Raw genomic sequence first — 17609 nt, forward strand, 5'->3', positions numbered from 1 at the left:
CCCCGCCGGACGTCCACACATTTCACGCACTCGCCGCAGGCCCGACGGATCTCTGCAACGCGGCGTTGACCTGCGCGGATAGTCATGACTGGCATTCGTTTGCCGGACGTCGATCTTTCCCCGGCACGACACGGCGTCGTTGGATCGCACCGTGATCGTGTCGCCATGACCACACTCAGCTTGGCCGCTCGTACCGGCCGCATCGCCGCGGCGCTGCCCGTCGCGGCCGCCATCGCCGTCACCGCTACCGTCACAGCCGACGCCACCGTCACGGCCGACACCACCGTCACAGCCGACGCGACCGGCGTCGAGCCCCTGGACCACGCCCACGCCCACAACGACTACGAGCACGACCGCCCGCTGCTCGATGCGCTCGACCACGGGTTCACCAGCGTCGAGGCCGACGTATGGCTGGTCGACGGCGAACTGCTCGTCGCACACGACAGCTGGGAACTCGATCCGGAACGGACACTGGAATCGCTCTACCTCGACCCGCTGCGCGACATCGTCCACGCCAACGGCGGTTCGGTGTACCCGGAATGGGACGGCTCGCTGCAGCTACTGATCGACATCAAGAACACCGGGGAGGCCACGTACGCCGAGATCCACAACACGCTGCGCCGGTACGCCGACATCATGACCCGGATTACGCCGGGTCACGCTCGCGAAGGCGCCGTGACCGCGGTGATCAGCGGTGACCGTCCGCTCCAGACGATGCTGTCCCAGCGCGTCAGGTTCGCCGGATACGACGGGCGGCTGTCCGACCTGGACGGCGGCCTCCCGGCTGACTTCATGCCGCTGGTCAGCGACAACTGGACGCGGCATTTCACTTGGGATGGCACGGGGACGATGCCCGCGGCGGAGCGAGCGCGACTGCAGTCCATCGTCGAACGGGCGCACTCCGCCGGCTACCGGGTCCGGTTCTGGGCCACGCCCGACCAGCCGTCTGCACAGCGTGAGGCGATCTGGTCGGAGCTGGTGGCGGCGGGTGTCGACCACCTCAACACCGACGACCTGCCCGGCCTGCGAGACTTCCTGCTCTCTCTGGCGGCGAGCCGGTAGCACACCGTCGCGGCGTGCTCATGGTGCCGTGCTTCTTGGCTGTGGCACTCGCGCTGTGGCATTCGCGCTGTGCCTCTCGCGCCGGTCGGCGCGAGAGGCACAGCCGGACCGAACAGCCTGGTGATCACCCGGTGAAATCCGACCGCCGACGTTGCCCCGCCCGCAAGGTGGGTACATCGTCAAGGCGTCGTCGACCCCGAGGAGCCGAATGGAGATCTGGCACGTCGCCATCGCCGCGGCCGGCACCGCACTGATGATCATGGTGCTGATCGATGTGGCCCTGACCGCGATCCATCCGGACCTTGAAGGGGTGTTGGCCAAGCAGACCCAGCGAGGCGTCTGGGCCGTCGCCGTTCGTGTCCCGGCCGGCGCCATGCGCCGGCGAGTGCAGGCGCTCGCCGGTCCAGCCATGATCGCGGCGACGTTCATCATGTGGGTCTTCGCCTTCATCCTCGGCTTCGCCCTCGTGGTGTATCCCTTCATCGACGACGCCTACCGTGCCGAGCCGGAGCTCTCCGATCTCGGTTTCCTGCAGGCGTTGTACTACAGCGGCGTCACGGTCACCGTCCTCGGATACGGTGACATCACGCCCGTCACCTGGCCCCTGCAGCTCGCGACCTTCGCCGCGTCGGCGACCGGTTTCGTCCTGCTGACCGGCATCGTCACCTACGTCATTCAGGTGGTCACGGCGCTCAACGAGCGGGTGCATCTCGCCTTGCGGCTCGACGACGACACCGGCGGCTCCGCTGACGGCACCGAGCTGATTCTCAACGCCTTGACCGAAGAAGGCATCGTGGACACCCGGAGGAGGCTCGAGGAGCTCGGCGACATGATCCGCGATATCGACGATCGTCTCCACCGGCTGCCCATGGTGGCTCTGTGTTACCGCTTCGCCGACCCGCGACGAGACCCGGAACCGGCGTTCGAAGCCGCGTTCGAGGCTGCCGTCGCCGCCAGACTCGTATCAACGGGCGCGCCCTACGGCCGGCTGGCGCCCGCCGCGCGCTCCCTGCACCGCGCCTCTCATCGGCTCATTATGGACGTCTCCGGGCAGCACCTGAACAAGTCCGCCAGGGACGAGCTCGAGGCAGGACCTGACGACGATGCCCGAGCGGAACTCGAGATGATCCGGGACCGGATCGCCACCCGTACCCGCGTCGCCATCCACGACGACGCTCTCAGCGACGATCTGGCCGATTTCGTCTACCGCAGCCGGCGGTTCCTCCACCGACTCGACATGCTGACCCGCTGGCGAGGACCCGCCTCCATGCGGAACCGCCCGTAGCGGGAACCGTCGCAGGAACCCGTCGCGGCTGCCACGAGGCGCGGCGCTCGTGCATGCTCGGCTGATACCCCTGCGTGTCTCCCGAGCCTTCCCGGGGACAGGCCACTCATCTCATCCGTGGGCGCAGTTGGTTTCGAACCAACGACCTCCGGTTTGTAAGGAACGCGCCGACCATGATCGGCCCTGGGAGGTTGGCGTTCACCTGGGCAAATAGCACTCATCGTTTCGCGTTGACGCGCAGGTACTCGGCACTTCGTGTGGCCAGACTGTGGCCACCGGTGTCCGGCGCGCCATTCTGAGACGTCATCCTCATAGCTGCCCGTTCGTAGGCTGGAGCGGAGCGGGTCAACGGTCGGCGGAGCCGATCACGTAGTGACGCGAGCTTGCGAGCGCCGTTGATGCGCGCAGTGGAGGCCGGAGACTGGCCTATGAGGGTGGCGTCGGTAAGTGAGTAGACGTCCCCCGGCAGCACGCGTAGATCGTCGCCTCGCAGCGCCCGGCGAGCCCGGAACGGCCCCCAGGCCGCACGCCCGGCATCGCCGGGCGCTGCGGCGTGCGGCGAGCGCAGCGAGCCGCCTTGACGGAGTACAGAAAGTTCTCACCGCCCGGCGAGGGGTGACTCCACCCAAGGAGCCGGGCTCTACGGACTTGATTCGCCGCGAGTCGGTGCTGCCAGTACAGTTGTGGTTGGCTTCTTCGGGGATGATCACCGACGAAGCGACAGAGACGGCCAGTCTGGGATCGACCGAGACAGGTAGCGACTATTCGAGGTGTCATGGCGGAGTTCAGCACCAGTCTCATCGTTCGCGGCGAATCAGTCCAGTCGCTCTACACGCAGTTCAGGAGTGGGCGCCTCGCAGTCAACCGGCGATATCAGCGCAAGCTAGTGTGGACAGAGGACGAGAAGAAGGCCTTTATCGACTCCTTGGTCCAAGACATGCCTGTTCCGCTTATCCTCGTTGCCGAGGTCGTTGAGGACGGTCAAGAGCGCCTAGAAGTAATCGATGGACTCCAGCGGCTAAACGCGGTGTTTAGCTTTATGGAGAATGAATACGGCATCATTAACGGCTATTTCGACCTGAACTCATTGGCAGAGACGAAGCAACTTCTAGACGAGGGCGCCCTCATTCAGAATTCACCGGTCTTGGACCGGTCGCTATGCGTCGATATTGCTGGCTACACTCTTCCAGTCTCAGCCTACCGAACAAGCTCGAACGAAAAAGTCGATGAGGTATTTAGACGAATCAATTCGAATGGTCGCCACCTGAGTCGACAGGAGATTCGTCAGGCAGGATGCCTCTCGATATATGCGGACACCGTGAGAAAGATCTCGGCCGCAATCCGCGGCGACTATTCCGTGTCAGATATGCTCGACCTGAAGGCAATGCCCGCAATCAGCATCTCATCAAGCCCTGAACGACCAGGCGTTTTCGTTGACGAGATCTTCTGGGTTCGGCACCGCATTCTGGATAGAGAGCAAGTCCGTACCTCTCGGGACGAGGAGATCGTCGCCGATCTGCTTGTTACGATGCTCTCGGAACCAACCCCTCCATACGATTCGCGAGTCCTCGACGAATTCTATGGATTAACGCCTAGTACAGAATCTCGTGCGGACAAGATCGAGACCGCAATTCTCAGGTACTCTCCCGAGGAAGTCCAGAGTCGCTTCGACGACACGATTGCCGCATTCAATACTGTCTTCGATCGTGGTCACGTTTTCTCTACGCACTTTTTCTCGGCTCCTCGGCAACGAGTCCCCCGATATTTCGAAGTAGTTTTCCTGGCGCTTGACACAATCCTCCACAAGGAGGGATTGAGCGTTCTTGATTACGACGCGATTCGCGCAGATTTGAAGGATTTTGGATCGAAACACATAGACATACCCGGAGGCGGCGGCCGGTGGACAGCGAACTCCAAGAAACAGAACATCGACGTCGTCGCTGGCATCCTTCGCCGTAACGCTATTGCCGGCAGCGTCTCTACCGGTCCCTTCGAGACGAAAAACGCTCTCGTGGTCGAGCGATTACTCAAGGCATCATTGGTAGAAACGTCAACATTGGAACTCAAGCAGGGCTTCTCGATTCTTTCGGGAACTCCATCGTTGAGCGGCGATATTGTTAACGAAGTTGCCCGCACGTCCGGCGCGATCGCCAATGGCGGAAAAGGGTTCGAAGGATACATACTTGTTGGAATAGCAGATAAGTCCGCTGACGCGTCCCGCGTAACGAAACTCTCGGGAAGGGATTGTCCCGAGATCGAGGGCAGGTACGTTACGGGAATTGAGATTGACGTAGACCAGCTTGGGAGCATAGATGACGTGCTCCTTTGGTTCACTGAGAAGTACAAGTCCTGCCTCGTAGATAGTCGCTTAGAGGCACAGGTGCTCCGTGACATGCGAGTTGCGCGAATCGCAGAGCGAACGGTTCTCATCCTTAAGGTAGTGGACGTCGGTGAACCGGTGGCCGTGTCCAACTCGTTCTATACGCGGTCGGGCTCACAGACACTGGAGGTTGCCGCCGCGGACGTGGGCAGGCTTTTCGCCAGGTTCGCGTAACCAACCGAGATGTCTCACGCGGAGGCCAGTCCGCGCTGAACGTAACCTAGCGCACGATCATTCCGTCAGGGCAATGGGAATAGCAATCGACGGCTTAGTTGTCGTGCGCGCGGGTAGTGGTGTCAATTGCCCTTCGAATTGCGTTCCATGGCAGCGCTCGGCCGGGTGCGCTCCGGGGCGTATGGAGTGGCCACACATCGTCGCCGTAGATCAGATGTGCCCCAGCCCTGCGGAGCGCGTCGATATGGTCGAGCCAGGCTGGTTGTCCGGCATGGGCGGCGTTGATGCGCGGGAAGATCACTACAGGTGGCCGACGGTTGCCGAGTGCTTCGCACACGGATGTGAGCGCCTGATTGTCGGCGATGCCTAGTGCGAGCTTGGCGACGGTGCTCGCGGTAGCTGGCACGACGGCGTAGCAGTCGACTGGTGGATGTGGGCTGGTCTCGGTTGGTAGCCGAGGCTCGACGCGCACAGGAAGGCCGGTGACTGCTTCGATCTTGTCGTACTCCCCCGATGCTCGCAGCCAGGTCGCGGCCGTTGGCGTTACCGTGACGGCAACGGTCCAACCGTCGCTCTGCATGGGCTCGATGAGCTGCGTCCTGATGTCTTCGAGGCCGCCCGCTGCGCAGCCGACGAGGCCGAGTACTCGGGTCATACTGCCCGGCACCGTTCCGCAAGCTGCATGACGTCGGAGTTGCGTCCGCCCATGGTGACGGGCGAGCGGCGGTGAATGGCGCGCACGGTTTCGCGGACCATGACGCTGTGTCGGACGAATTGCGGTGCTCGTTGTTCCGCGTCGAGCAGGGTTTCTATGGCGGCTTCGTCCTGGGCGAGGTCACTGTATGCCCGTGCGACGTTGATGTGGTGGCATATCTGCCGCTCGACGGGTAGTGGCGCGGGATCGACGCGGGGGCCGTGTTCGGCTACGTACGTTGAGTCTCCGAGATCGAGCGCAGCGGAGATCTGGTGCAAGGCGACGTTGGTCGGGCCGAAGGCCGTCTGCCAGTGGTTGGCGTCTTCGCCGAGCTGTCCGGCGGCTGATTCGGCCCGGTGCAGAAGTCGCGTCGCGGTAGGCCGATCTTGTCGACGTGCCGCCGCGATGGCCATGCGGAGATCGAGCATGCCCAGCAAGCTCAACGCTTCGGCGTCGCCTTCTCGGAGTCGGCTTGCGAGCCAGGAACGCGCCGTCTCGCCAAGGCTCAATGCATCGTCGTAGCGTCCCACTGAGAGCAGAGCGTGTGTGCCGGCACGTGCCGCCGACGCCAGTACCAGCGGGTCGTCAGATTGATCGGCCGCGCCCATGGCTCGCTCGGCGGCGATCCATGCCAGATCGGCTTCGCCGACCTTGCTCAACGCTGTCGCCGCCAGGTGGTGCACCCGCGCCGACACGCGCCATCCGTCGCGGACACGCTCGTTCTCCAGCGCTTGCGCCGCCTTGATGAGCTGCGGCAGGACGGCGATAGCCTTGCCCAACTGTCCGTCCTGGTAATTGCTCCATGCCGTACTCGTCAGCTGCTCGACCTGACTCACCTCAGGCAAGTGCGACTCGTCACGCGAGAACAGCACGCGGGACAGCCGTTGCGGATTCATCAGAGCATCGCGCACGGCTGGTACGTCGTCGTTGTTCTGTTCGTCCTCGACCAGCACGGGCTGGCCGATGAGATCACCCAGGGTTACACGAAGTGCGCGAGCAACCTCGGCGAGAACGTCGAGCCGCCATATCTGGCGTTCACCACGCTCAATCTTGCTCAGCCAGTCTTCTGAGCGGCCCACGAGATTCGCGAGGACAGCTTGCGTCAGGCCGCGCCGTACGCGGTAGAACGCGATGCGTTCCCCGATGCTCAGATGCTCGTCTGCTCCACGCATGCGTCAACGATACGCAACGAGATCGATTACAGACCCGGACAGTTTGTCCGGGTGAACCTGTCGCGCCGGTAGTTCTCTGGTCATGTCACCGTCCCCGATCACACAAGGGAGCTGTCGCAATTGTCAATCAGCACTCAACCGCGGTCGGCTTTGCCGAGTCTCGCATCCAGGGAGTCCACTCGCTCGGTGAGTCCTCGCACTGCCTGTTCTAGCCACGCGATCCGCGCCGCTGTATCGGTGGAGTCTTCCGGGCCGGCGTCGGCAATGAAGTTGCCGCGACCCTGCCAGCTCACCACCCGGCCTTCGGAGCGCAGCAGCTGCATCGCACGCTGGACGGTCATACTCGCGACGCCGTACCGCGTCGAAAGCTCACGCCCGGAAGGCAGCTTCTCCCCCGCTTTCAGCGCTCCCGCGTCTATCTGGGCACGGATGTCGTCAGCGATCTGAACGTACGGCGGTCGCGGGTCATCAGTGGTGATCTCGACCATTCATCCATACTAGCGCGCCCTAGCACACATCAGAACAATATTGACTGTACTAAGCCTTACTAGTACAGTCTAGATATCCACGGTAACCTAGCTCAGTTCTAGGCAACCCGGCCACTACCTACGGAGGCGAACATGGCCATCAACGGAGCGATCCCGGTGGAGTTCGATGCGGTATTTCCGCACGGTGCGTATGTGATCGGTGAGGTCACGCCGGAAGCGGATTTCGAGCAGTCCACACGAGAGAACCGGGTCCAGAAGAAGGACAAGACCACTGGGTTGCCGGTGTGGCAGGTCCCGGTGATGGACGCGGACCCGGACGCGCGAAAGGGGCAGCGGGAACTGACGGTGAAGATCGCGGCAGAGGTGCAGCCCGTGCCTCCGGAACAACTCGCGGGCACGCCGTTTCGGCCGGTGGAGTTCACCGGGTTGAGCGTGACGCCGTATGTGGACACCAACGGGGCGCGACCGAAGCAGGCTTATTCGCTGCGCGCGACGGAGATGCGCAAGCCGTCCGGCGGCAAGGCAGGCAACAACGGCAGCGGGTCGCAGACGAAGGATGCGGCCTGACAGATAGACCGGCGCGGGGATCGGACCGGCTACCAACCTTTGATCCCCGCGCCTTCCAAACCCACTGTTAGGAGGGCTCAGCATGTCCAACTCTAGTAGTGATCACTCGCCGTTGGAGACCGAGCCGCTGTTCGAGGGCGGCGTCCGTGCACGCGGTGTCGTGGCCGCACTGCGGTTTCGCTGCGGCATGTGCAACCACCTGGTCGTCGACGAGCCCGGCGCGGTGTGCGAGGACTGCCGTTCCCCTGTGACGTCCCGCCGCCCGGTGCGCCGCAAGCCGATCTCGGCGCGCTCCAAGAGCGGGGGTGCAGCCTGATGCGGGTCAAATGGGCTGCTGATCAGGTGGCCGGAGACGAGTACGACGTTCCCCGCCGTCCCGGCGATGACGACTCGCTCGTCGTGTCCTTGGGGAAGGGCCTGGGCCTGCTGTTGCTGCTCGTCCCCTGGTACGGGCTGCGTCACCCCGGCACCACGGTCGTACTGGTCGCCACGGTATGGCTGTGGGCCTCGCACGGGCTCGCCGCGCTGCTGGCGGCGTATGCGGCGCTGACGATCGCGCTGGCCGCGTGGTCGTTCTGGCACCGGTCCTCGTTCACCCGGTTCGTTGCTAATCCGTTCCGCTCGAGGGTGCGCGGCGCGTGGGTGTATCGGCGCCGTTGGCGTTCGGCGATGCACCTGTGTGAGCTGTCCAAGGGCTGGGGTGCCGAGCGATACGCCCCGCACGTGATCCGGGTCCGCTGCGATGCGTTTGCCGACCGGGTGCGGGTCAAACTCCTACCGGGGCAGTGCCCGTCCGACCTGGACGGTAAGACCGAGGCCCTGGCCTCCACCTTCGGCGCGCTCGGCTGCCGGGTCCAGGTCGACAAGCCGGGGGTGGTGTGGCTGGTCTTCACCCGCCGCGACCCCTTGGTCGACGTGGTACCGGCGCTGGAACCGGCCGCGAGCGTAGACCTCACCGGCGTCGCTGTCGGTACTCGTGACGATGGCCAGCCCTGGAGCGTGGGTCTGCAGAGCACGCATGTCCTGGTGGCCGGGGAGACCGGGGCCGGGAAGGGTTCAGTGGTCTGGTCGGTGCTGCGCGGGGTGGCTCCGGCGATCCGCGACGGGTACGTCCAAGCTTGGGTCGCTGATCCCAAGGGCGGCATGGAACTGGCCCCGGGCCGGGCGCTGTTCAGCCGGTTCACCCACGAACCCGAGCCAATGGTGGCCCTGGTCGAGCAGGCCGCAGAGCTGGTCACCGAGCGGGCGAATCGGCTGCGCGGCATCGCCCGGCAACACACCCCCACTCCAGTAGAGCCGTTTGTGCTGCTGGTCGTGGACGAGCTGGCCTACCTGACCGCGTACCTGCCGGAGCGTGACCTGTCCAAACGCCTCGCCTCGGCGCTGTCGGTGGTGCTCTCGCAGGGCCGCGCCGTGGGGGTTTCGGTGCTGGCGGCGGTGCAGGACCCGCGCAAGGACATCGTGGCCATGCGGGATCTCTTTCCGGTCCGGATCGCGCTGCGGCTGACTGAGGCATCCCAGGTCGGCATGGTCCTCGGCGACGGTGCCCGTGACCGGGGCGCGCGCTGTGACCAGATCCCGGCGTCGATGCCGGGCACCGGTTACGTGCTCATCGACGGGCAGCGCGAACCGGTACGGGTGCGTGCGGCCTACGTCTCCGACGACGACATCGCCGCCACTTGCCGCACCTACCCTGCCCCCGCCACCGGTCTGGGCGCCTCGATGGTCGAAGGTGAGGTCTTGCCGTGACACTGACGATCACCGCCGACACGATCACCAGCGACGAGACCCGCCACACCGCGCGGCGGCTGCCGATCGGGCGCGGCGTGTGGGAAATCTCCTGGCTGCCGGGCCAGCTGCTCGACCGCAACCACGCCATCACCGCGATGACGCTTGCCGAGATCGTCACCAGCATCGTTGATGCCGGTGGGCTCGACTGCACCGATCGGCGCTGGGAGAGCATCGACGCGTTCGCCGCTGAACTCGGGCTCGACGGCCCCGACGCTCTGGTCCGCATCACCGACCCGGACCAGCTGTGAACACCACGCCCGCGCCGAGCCGTGCCGAACTGCTCACCATGCTCGGCAGCCTCGCCGTCACCGATGCGGAGAACCGCGCCCGGGGCTGCTCCAACCCGATCCGGCTTCGCGGCACGAGCATCCACGTGGACGCGGCCACCGGGCAGGTCGTGCACACCTACTCCTCGGCCGACGAACGCGACGGCTACACCTACGCCCGCTGCGGGGACCGCCGCGCTGCCGTGTGCCCTTCCTGCTCGCACGAGTACAAGGGAGACGCGTGGCATCTGCTCATGTGCGGTCTCTCCGGCGGCAAGGGCGTGCCGGGCACCGTGACCGAGCATCCTGCCACGTTCGTCACCCTCACCGCGCCGTCGTTCGGTCCCGTACACCGCTACACCCCGCCCCGCCCCGGCGGGCGCACCCCCGCCTGCCGTGCCCGTCGCGACCGGCCTGTCTGCCCGCACGGGCGCCCTCTGTCATGCCCGCGTCGTCACGACGCCGACGACCCCCAGGTCGGACAACCCCTATGCGGGCAGTGCTACGACTACCCCGCCCATGTGCTCTGGCAGTGGCACGCTCCCGAACTCTGGCGGCGGTTCACTATCGCGCTACGCCGCAACCTCGCTCGCCGCGTCGGGATCACCGTCAAGACGCTGACCCAGCTCGCCCGCGTCTCCTACACCAAGGTGGTCGAGTTCCAGGCACGCGGCGCCATTCACATCCACGCCGTGATCCGCCTGGACGGACCCACCGGCCCAGACAGTCCACCCGCCGCGTTGCTGGACGCCAGCGACCTCGAACACGCCGTGCATGCCGCCGCCGGCCACGTCACCCTCGACGTGCCCAGCCTCGACGGGCACGCGTTGCGGCTGCGCTGGGGCGAACAAGTCGACACCCGCACCATCACCACCGGCGCCGGACGCGACACCCGCACCGGACCGGCGCACCCCGAGCAAGTCGCCGCATACCTGGCCAAGTACCTCACGAAATCCACTGAGGACTTCGGCCTGCCCGTCCGCGTGCGCTCCGCCGCATCAGCCGCCGCTGCCGGAGCCACCCCGCACGTGGTGCGCATCATCGACACCGCCGCCCGTCTCGCAGCCACACACGAGGACTACCGGCCTATCCTGCGCCGACTGGCCACTCTCGGCTACCGGGGCCATCCCATCACCAAAAGCCGCGCCTACTCCGTCACCTTCGGCTCGCTGCGCTCCGCCCGGCGTGAATGGCGACACGAGCGCCCCGCCCTCGACCCGGACGCACCCGTGCGCGAGGTCCTCGACGCCGACATCAACGATCTCACCCACGCCCACACCGTCATCGTGCTCAGCGAATGGACCTACGCCGGACGCGGCTACCTCGACAACCCCAGCGCCGCCCTCGCCATCCACTCAGCCGTCCAGGCCCGCACACGATGACGCGTCCATGTACAGGTTCGGATCTGATCGTTGGAGGAGAGCAGCATGTCGAATCGTGAAAACCGAACGTGGACGCCGGAAGACGTGGCCGAATACCTCGGCGTGCCCATCTCGACCCTGTATCGGTGGCGGTACATCGGCTACGGTCCGAGGGCAGCTCGCGTCGGGCGTCACCTGCGCTATCTGCCAGAGGACGTCCGTGCATGGCTGCACGAACAGCAGGAACCGGTCGTATGAGCATCGAGAAACGGGGTACCTCGTGGCGCGCACGATACCGAGGGCCGGACGGTCGCGAGCGGAACAAGTCGTTCGGGCGCAAGATCGATGCTCAGCGCTGGCAGCACGAGCAGCAATCCCGCATTAACCGTGGCGAGTGGGTCGATCCATCCGTGTCCCGGACGCCGTTCGGTGTTGTCGCTGATGAGTGGCTGGCGACGATCCATCATCTTAAGCCGACCACCCGCTACAGCTACGAGTTCGTGTTGCGGCGGCGGGTGCTCCCGACTTGGGCGAGGGTACCGCTGTCGAAGATCACTCATGACGGGCTCGTTCAGTGGGTCACGGCACTCGTGGAATCCGGCCTCTCGGCGTCGCAGGTTCACCAGGCCGCGTACGTGTTGTCGTCGGTCTGCAAGTACGCGATCCGTACTGCACGCCTGACTCGCAACCCCATGGCCGACGTGCGACTGCCTCGGCTGCGTTCCGAGCGCGAACGCCGGTTTCTCACGCACGACGAGGTGGCCAAGCTTGCGGCGGCTGCCGGGACGTATGCGTCGTTGATCCGGTTGCTCGCCTATACGGGCCTACGCTGGGGCGAGGCCGCTGCGCTGCGGGTCGGCGACATCGACCTCGTTCGGCGTCGGCTTGATGTGGTGCGCGCGTTCACTGATGTGCGCGGCCGGATGATCGAGGGATCACCGAAGTCGCATCAGTCCCGGACGGTGCCGCTGCACCGTTGGCTGTGTTCGGAGCTCGCTCCGTACGTGGAGGGACGGGATCGTGATGCCCTGGTCTTCACTGCACCAGGCGGCGGGCCACTACGTAAGAGCAACTTCCGGCATCGTGTGTGGTATCCGGCGGTCCGTGCTGCGGGCCTGGACGGTTTGACACCGCACGAGCTGCGCCACACGGCCGCATCGCTGTACATCGCAGCTGGGACGCCACCGAAGGTCGTCCAGCGGATTCTGGGGCATGCGTCGATCACAATCACGCTCGACCTGTACGGCCATCTGTACCCCGACGAGATGGACCAATGGGCGGATCGACTCGGTGAGATCGCGGCCACCGTGTGGCCAGAACGTGGCCAAATCCGCGATACAGGCGACGACGAACCGCCGTCCGAAGCAGGCGCGAAACCATGACCAGCGTGTTCGGACAGTGGGCGCAGTTGGTTTCGAACCAACGACCTCCGGTTTGTAAGACCGGCGCTCTACCCCTGAGCTATGCGCCCGCACGCAGCTGAGCCAACCATACAGCCGGTCTAGGTTACCCAGAGCACATCAGGAATGCCCAATCGGCACGGAGGACATTCATGCGTTCGGGCGACCGTACGACGGAGCCCGCGACCGAGCGTCTAGCGGCGTCGACCGCGTCCGAACCGGCCGGCTCGGCCCGGGCGGTGGTGATCGCCAGCTGTCTCCGGTCCTGACGCGCCGTCTGAGTGCGGCGGGTCGTGAGTTCCCGGTACGGATGCCTCACCTGCGGCGGAACCACCGGTCCCAACGGTCCCACCGCTCGCGTGGCCTGTATCACCGTCATCGGAGGGCCGGCGGGCATGTTTGCCGAGCACCCGGTCGATGGCGCTGGCCACCTCATTGGTCAGATCCCGGCCATCGTCAGGACGGCGGTGGCGGCCGCCCAGGTTGACGGCGATGCCGCGGTCTGTGGTGCTCTCCACGGCGAGGAACTCCGCCGTCGCCGACGACTCGCAGGTGCGGCAGACGGTCTGCCCGAGCCGGCGCACCAGATTCGTTCCACCGCAGGTCGGGCAGTGGTCCACCTCAGCGGACCAATCGCTGCTCTGCTGGCACTCGGGACACACCAGCACCTGGCTGTCGGCCTGCACCGCCCGCACCCACAAGCGCGAGCCGCGGGCAGGGTCCGCTTCCCGGGCGCCACATCGATAGCACGGCATGTCTCTACCTTCCCGCCGCCGTCACCCGGCTACGAGCTCGCCCAGAGCCCGCCGGTAGTCCGAGATGTCACGCGCGTGCGGAATCGCGTTGACCACACTCCACCGCACCACGCCGTCGCGATCGATGAGGAACGTCCCCCGGATCGCACAGCCGCGTTCAGGATCGAAGACGCCGTAGGCCGACGCCACCTCGCCGTGCGGCCAGAAGTCCGACAGCAGGGGTATGTTCAGCCCTTGCTGCTCGGCGAAGACGCGCAGAGCGAACTTCGTGTCACACGAGATCGCCAGCAACTGCGTCTCCGCCGGCAACGACGGCGCCAGCTCGTCACGGATCGCGCACAGCTCGCCGGTGCACACGCCGGTGAAGGCGTACGGATAGAACACCACCATGACGTTCTGCCCACGCAGCGCGGACAGCCGCCAGGCCACCCCGTGGTGGTCGGAGAGCTCGAAGTCCGGAGCCGGCGTGCCGATCAAGTCCATCGAGGAAACACTAACTCCTTGGTGCGACAAGTTTCGTGCCCGACCAGTCCTCGGCCACCGACACCGTGGTCGTGGTGGACAGGCCGGCGGTCAGCGCCGCGTCCGCGATGTCACTCGGATCGACCTGGCCTTCACGCCCCACCTTGGGTGTGAGCAACCACACCACTCCGCCGGGAGCGAGTTCGGTGATCGCGTCGACCAACGCGTCGGTCAGATCGCCGTCATCGTCTCTCCACCACTGCAGGACAACGTCCGCAACCTCCCCACTGCCCTGGTCGATGAGCTCGTTACCCGTGGTGTCCTCGATGTCGATCCGCAGATCATCGTCGCAGTCCTCGTCCCACCCGAGCTCTTGAACCACTTGTCCCGGACGGAATCCAAGCTTCATGGCCGGCCCATCGTCTGCTGCCGAGTGGCCCGCGGTCTGGCCCACCGATTGTCCTCCTTGCTTCCCGTGATCCGCCCATTGCGAACCACCTACCGCCCGTAGTCCACCCAACCACGCGAGATTACGCAAGTGAACCCGCCGGATAAGTTCCGTCGCCGGCGGATGAGGCAGGTGACTGAGGGGACGGATACAGGGTGGCACGGCGGATGCCCGCTCGGATACCCCGGTCGCTGAGAAATCGGACCCCCATGATGACGAAAAAGCACAGAGCGAGGAGGATAGGAGGTGACACAGTGACCCTGGAACCTCCTGGGGACCGGACCAACACCAATGCCGGTGCCCACCGACCACGAAGGGATCGTCGTGGCTGCAGACCGCTCCCCGATCATCATCAACGGGCTCCCCAGCCAGCTTCCCGATGCTGACGCTGAGGAGACCCAGGAGTGGCTTGAATCGCTGGACGCCGCGATCGAGCACGGCGGAAAGCACCGGGCCCGATATCTCATGCTGCGGATGCTGGAACGGGCTCAGGAACGGCAAGTCGGAGTCCCGAGCCTGCGCAACACCGACTACATCAACAGCATCCCACCCGAGTCCGAGCCGGCCTTCCCGGGCGACGAGTACGTCGAGCGCCGGATCCGGGCCTACATCCGCTGGAATGCGGCCATGATGGTGCAGCGGGCGCAACGTCCCGGCGTCGGCGTCGGCGGGCACATCTCCACCTATGCGTCGTCGGCGAGCCTCTACGAAGTCGGCTTCAACCACTTCTTCCGCGGCAAGGACCACCCGGGTGGCGGCGACCAGATCTACTTCCAGGGACACGCCTCGCCCGGCATGTACGCGCGTGCGTATCTCGAGGGCCGCCTGAGCGATCATCAGCTGGATGGTTTCCGCCAGGAGCTCTCGCACAACGGGTTCGGCGGCGGGCTGCCGTCCTATCCGCACCCGCGCCTGATGCCGGACTTCTGGGAGTTCCCGACCGTCTCCATGGGTCTCGGGCCGATCAACGCGATCTACCAGGCCCGGTTCAACCGCTACCTGCAGAACCGCGGCATCCGGGACACGTCGCAGCAGCATGTCTGGGCGTTCCTCGGCGACGGTGAGATGGACGAGCCGGAGACCATCGGCGCGATCGGTGTCGCCGCCCGCGAGGAGCTGGACAACCTCACCTTCGTCGTCAACTGCAACCTGCAGCGCCTGGACGGCCCGGTACGCGGCAACGGCAAGATCATCCAGGAGATGGAGGCGCTGTTCCGCGGCGCCGGCTGGAACGTGATCAAGGTCATCTGGGGCCGCGAGTGGGATCCGCTGCTGGCCGCGGACACCGACGGCGCGCTGGTCAACCTGATGAACGCGACGCCGGACGGGGATTACCAGACGTACAAGGCCGAGTCCGGAGCCTACGTGCGCGAACACTTCTTCGGACGGGACCCGCGCACCGCCAAGATGGTGGAGCATCTCAGCGACGACGAGATCTGGGGCCTCAAGCGCGGCGGCCACGACTACCAGAAGCTGTATGCCGCGTACCGGGCCGCCACCGAGCACACCGGACAGCCCACCGTCATCCTGGCGAAGACGATCAAGGGCTGGACACTCGGCTCGCACTTCGAGGCGCGCAACGCCACACACCAGATGAAGAAGCTGACCGGGGATGACCTCAAGCAGTTCCGGGACCGGCTGTACATGGAGATCCCGGACTCGGCGTTGGAGGATGTCTACAATCCGCCGTACTTCCATCCGGGCAAGGACTCGGACGAGCACGCCTACATGATGGAGCGCCGCTCGAAGCTGGGCGGTTTCCTCCCAGAGCGGCGGACGGCGGCGAAGCCGCTGGTCCTGCCCGGGGACAAGGTCTACGAGGTCGCCAAGCGCGGCTCCGGAAAGCAGCCGGTCGCCACCACGATGGCGTTCGTCCGGCTGGTCAAGGACCTGCTCAAGGACTCCGAGGTCGGCCACCGGATCGTGCCGATCATCCCGGATGAAGCTCGCACGTTCGGCATGGATTCGCTTTTCCCGACGCTGAAGATCTACTCGCCGCACGGGCAGAACTACACGTCGGTGGACCGCGAGCTGTTCCTGTCGTACAAGGAGGCCACTGACGGCCAGATCCTGCACGAGGGGATCAACGAGGCCGGTTCGGTGGCGTCGTGGACGGCCGTCGCCACGTCGTATGCGACGCATGCCGAGCCGATGATCCCGATCTACATCTTCTACTCGATGTTCGGCTTCCAGCGCACCGGCGACGGCCTGTGGGCGGCCGGCGACCAGATGGCTCGCGGCTTCGTCCTCGGCGCCACGGCCGGGCGGACCACGCTGAACGGTGAAGGTCTGCAGCATGAGGACGGACACTCGGTGCTGCTGGCCTCGACTAACCCGGCGGTCGTGCACTACGACCCGGCGTGGGCGTTCGAGGTGGGACACATCGTCAAGGACGGTCTGCGCCGCATGTACGGCGAGAACGCGGAGAACATCTTCTACTACCTGACGGTGTACAACGAACCGTACGTGCAGCCGGCCGAGCCGGAGAACCTGGACGTGGATGGCCTGCTCAAGGGCATGTACCTGTACAAGCCGATGGAGGTGGCGCCGGGCGACAAGGTTCCGCACGCCCAGATCCTCGCCTCCGGCGTCGCCATGAACTGGGCGCTGGAAGCCCAGCAGCGGCTGGCCGACGAGTGGGAGGTCGCCGCGGACGTATGGTCGGTGACCTCGTGGAACGAACTGCGCCGCGAGGCGGTGGCGACCGACGAATGGAACCTCATGCATCCGGACTCGGAGCCGCAGGTGCCGTATGTCACCGGACGCCTCCAGGAGACCCAGGGGCCCGTGGTCGCGGTCAGCGATTACATGCGCGCCGTTCAGGACCAGATCGCGCCGTACGTACCCGGCGACTGGGCCTCCCTTGGCACGGACGGGTTCGGCCTGTCCGACACCCGGGCCGCCCTGCGCCGCCACTTCAAGGTGGACGCGCAGTCGATCGTCGTCAATGTGCTCACCTTGCTCGCCCGGCGCGGCGAGGTCTCCTGGGATCTCGTCCGCAAGGCGCACGAGCAGTACCGGCTCGACGACGTCAACGCCACCACCGCCGAAGAGGCCGGCGGCGAGTCCTGAGCGGGCGGTTTCGACCCAGCAGGTTCGGAACTCAGCGGACATCCCATCCACTGGGTTCCGAACCGAGCGGGTTTCGTCCAGCGGACTCGTGACCAAGCGGGTTTGCGATCCAGCAGGTTCCGAACCCACTCGGTCGTGGTCAACGCACGAAACGTATCCGCCCCGGGCCATGCATCACGTAAGTCGTCCTTCTGCCCGGCTGACCGTTGCCGAGCAGGGACCGACTCTCCCC

Annotated in this window: 17 protein-coding genes and 1 tRNA gene; 11 read left to right on the plus strand and 7 right to left on the minus strand. The window is 65.5% G+C overall.

Features of this window, described 5'->3' with window-relative positions:
• The first annotated feature begins 165 nt into the window (after positions 1 to 165).
• The 3 genes from G1H10_RS17945 (at position 166) to G1H10_RS17955 (ending at position 4901) form a co-directional block, all read left to right on the plus strand.
• Positions 166 to 1062, plus strand: a complete 897-nt coding sequence (locus G1H10_RS17945; protein ID WP_174264455.1) for a phosphatidylinositol-specific phospholipase C/glycerophosphodiester phosphodiesterase family protein — start codon at positions 166 to 168, stop codon at positions 1060 to 1062.
• A gap of 208 nt (positions 1063 to 1270) precedes the next feature.
• Positions 1271 to 2347: a potassium channel family protein gene (locus G1H10_RS17950; RefSeq protein ID WP_163740268.1), complete on the plus strand. Its 1077-nt coding sequence runs from the start codon at positions 1271 to 1273 to the stop codon at positions 2345 to 2347.
• Positions 2348 to 3122: 775 nt separating this feature from the next.
• Positions 3123 to 4901: a DUF262 domain-containing protein gene (locus G1H10_RS17955; protein ID WP_163740271.1), complete on the plus strand. Its 1779-nt coding sequence runs from the start codon at positions 3123 to 3125 to the stop codon at positions 4899 to 4901.
• Between the two features lie 94 nt (positions 4902 to 4995).
• On the opposite strand, the gene G1H10_RS17960 is transcribed toward G1H10_RS17955, so the two are convergent.
• From G1H10_RS17960 to G1H10_RS17970, 3 genes are all read right to left on the minus strand, one after another.
• Positions 4996 to 5556, minus strand: coding sequence for a flavoprotein (locus tag G1H10_RS17960; RefSeq protein ID WP_163740272.1), 561 nt, complete (start codon positions 5554 to 5556; stop codon positions 4996 to 4998).
• Complete coding sequence (locus tag G1H10_RS17965; RefSeq protein ID WP_163740274.1) at positions 5553 to 6767, minus strand: helix-turn-helix domain-containing protein; 1215 nt, start codon at positions 6765 to 6767, stop codon at positions 5553 to 5555. The genes G1H10_RS17960 and G1H10_RS17965 overlap by 4 nt, the downstream gene beginning before the upstream one ends.
• Positions 6768 to 6901: 134 nt before the next feature.
• A complete protein-coding gene (locus tag G1H10_RS17970; RefSeq protein ID WP_163740276.1) occupies positions 6902 to 7255 on the minus strand; it encodes a GntR family transcriptional regulator in 354 nt (117 codons plus the stop codon).
• 132 nt (positions 7256 to 7387) lie between these two features.
• Here G1H10_RS17970 and G1H10_RS17975 point away from each other — a divergent pair, with 132 nt between their 5' ends.
• The 7 genes from G1H10_RS17975 (at position 7388) to G1H10_RS18005 (ending at position 12622) form a co-directional block, all read left to right on the plus strand.
• Positions 7388 to 7822, plus strand: a complete 435-nt coding sequence (locus G1H10_RS17975) for a plasmid replication, integration and excision activator (protein WP_163740278.1) — start codon at positions 7388 to 7390, stop codon at positions 7820 to 7822.
• Positions 7823 to 7904: 82 nt separating this feature from the next.
• Complete coding sequence (locus G1H10_RS17980) at positions 7905 to 8138, plus strand: hypothetical protein (protein ID WP_163740280.1); 234 nt, start codon at positions 7905 to 7907, stop codon at positions 8136 to 8138.
• Positions 8138 to 9571: an FtsK/SpoIIIE domain-containing protein gene (locus G1H10_RS17985; protein ID WP_163740282.1), complete on the plus strand. Its 1434-nt coding sequence runs from the start codon at positions 8138 to 8140 to the stop codon at positions 9569 to 9571. The genes G1H10_RS17980 and G1H10_RS17985 overlap by 1 nt, the downstream gene beginning before the upstream one ends.
• Entirely contained in the window at positions 9568 to 9861 is a 294-nt protein-coding gene (locus G1H10_RS17990; protein ID WP_163740284.1) for a hypothetical protein, read from the plus strand. Before G1H10_RS17985 ends, G1H10_RS17990 begins: the two co-directional genes overlap by 4 nt.
• Entirely contained in the window at positions 9858 to 11261 is a 1404-nt protein-coding gene (locus G1H10_RS17995; protein ID WP_163740286.1) for a replication initiator, read from the plus strand. The genes G1H10_RS17990 and G1H10_RS17995 overlap by 4 nt, the downstream gene beginning before the upstream one ends.
• A 45-nt stretch (positions 11262 to 11306) precedes the next feature.
• Entirely contained in the window at positions 11307 to 11498 is a 192-nt protein-coding gene (locus G1H10_RS18000) for a helix-turn-helix transcriptional regulator (protein ID WP_163740287.1), read from the plus strand.
• The gene (locus tag G1H10_RS18005) at positions 11495 to 12622 is read left to right on the plus strand and encodes a tyrosine-type recombinase/integrase (RefSeq protein ID WP_163740289.1); all 1128 of its coding nucleotides are present in this window, start codon (positions 11495 to 11497) and stop codon (positions 12620 to 12622) included. Before G1H10_RS18000 ends, G1H10_RS18005 begins: the two co-directional genes overlap by 4 nt.
• 17 nt (positions 12623 to 12639) lie before the next feature.
• Here G1H10_RS18005 and G1H10_RS18010 read toward each other — a convergent pair.
• The 4 genes from G1H10_RS18010 to G1H10_RS18025 form a co-directional block, all read right to left on the minus strand.
• Positions 12640 to 12711: transfer RNA gene (locus tag G1H10_RS18010), tRNA-Val, on the minus strand.
• 123 nt (positions 12712 to 12834) lie between these two features.
• Positions 12835 to 13326, minus strand: a complete 492-nt coding sequence (locus tag G1H10_RS18015) for a hypothetical protein (protein WP_163740290.1) — start codon at positions 13324 to 13326, stop codon at positions 12835 to 12837.
• 90 nt (positions 13327 to 13416) lie between these two features.
• Positions 13417 to 13878 carry a peroxiredoxin gene (locus tag G1H10_RS18020; protein WP_163740292.1) on the minus strand — a complete coding sequence of 154 codons (462 nt, stop codon included), beginning with the start codon at positions 13876 to 13878 and terminating at the stop codon, positions 13417 to 13419.
• A gap of 10 nt (positions 13879 to 13888) precedes the next feature.
• Positions 13889 to 14311, minus strand: a complete 423-nt coding sequence (locus tag G1H10_RS18025; RefSeq protein WP_312856602.1) for a DUF3052 domain-containing protein — start codon at positions 14309 to 14311, stop codon at positions 13889 to 13891.
• Positions 14312 to 14629: 318 nt separating this feature from the next.
• Here G1H10_RS18025 and aceE point away from each other — a divergent pair, with 318 nt between their 5' ends.
• Positions 14630 to 17377: a pyruvate dehydrogenase (acetyl-transferring), homodimeric type gene (aceE, locus tag G1H10_RS18030; RefSeq protein ID WP_163740294.1), complete on the plus strand. Its 2748-nt coding sequence runs from the start codon at positions 14630 to 14632 to the stop codon at positions 17375 to 17377.
• Positions 17378 to 17609 lie beyond the last annotated feature (232 nt).

The sequence above is a fragment of the Phytoactinopolyspora halotolerans genome, from assembly GCF_010550675.1.
Lineage (GTDB): Bacteria > Actinomycetota > Actinomycetes > Jiangellales > Jiangellaceae > Phytoactinopolyspora > Phytoactinopolyspora halotolerans.

Excerpts from the sequence above, each read along its gene's own strand:
- G1H10_RS17955 (WP_163740271.1), top strand. The coding sequence starts at position 3,123 with ATGGCGGAGTTCAGCACCAGTCTCATCGTTCGCGGCGAATCAGTCCAG.
- G1H10_RS17960 (WP_163740272.1), bottom strand. The coding sequence starts at position 5,556 with ATGACCCGAGTACTCGGCCTCGTCGGCTGCGCAGCGGGCGGCCTCGAA.
- G1H10_RS17985 (WP_163740282.1), top strand. The coding sequence starts at position 8,138 with ATGCGGGTCAAATGGGCTGCTGATCAGGTGGCCGGAGACGAGTACGAC.
- G1H10_RS18000 (WP_163740287.1), top strand. The coding sequence starts at position 11,307 with ATGTCGAATCGTGAAAACCGAACGTGGACGCCGGAAGACGTGGCCGAA.
- G1H10_RS17980 (WP_163740280.1), top strand. The coding sequence starts at position 7,905 with ATGTCCAACTCTAGTAGTGATCACTCGCCGTTGGAGACCGAGCCGCTG.
- G1H10_RS18005 (WP_163740289.1), top strand. The coding sequence starts at position 11,495 with ATGAGCATCGAGAAACGGGGTACCTCGTGGCGCGCACGATACCGAGGG.
- G1H10_RS17965 (WP_163740274.1), bottom strand. The coding sequence starts at position 6,767 with ATGCGTGGAGCAGACGAGCATCTGAGCATCGGGGAACGCATCGCGTTC.
- G1H10_RS17975 (WP_163740278.1), top strand. The coding sequence starts at position 7,388 with ATGGCCATCAACGGAGCGATCCCGGTGGAGTTCGATGCGGTATTTCCG.
- G1H10_RS17950 (WP_163740268.1), top strand. The coding sequence starts at position 1,271 with ATGGAGATCTGGCACGTCGCCATCGCCGCGGCCGGCACCGCACTGATG.
- G1H10_RS17970 (WP_163740276.1), bottom strand. The coding sequence starts at position 7,255 with ATGGTCGAGATCACCACTGATGACCCGCGACCGCCGTACGTTCAGATC.
- G1H10_RS17945 (WP_174264455.1), top strand. The coding sequence starts at position 166 with ATGACCACACTCAGCTTGGCCGCTCGTACCGGCCGCATCGCCGCGGCG.
- G1H10_RS18020 (WP_163740292.1), bottom strand. The coding sequence starts at position 13,878 with ATGGACTTGATCGGCACGCCGGCTCCGGACTTCGAGCTCTCCGACCAC.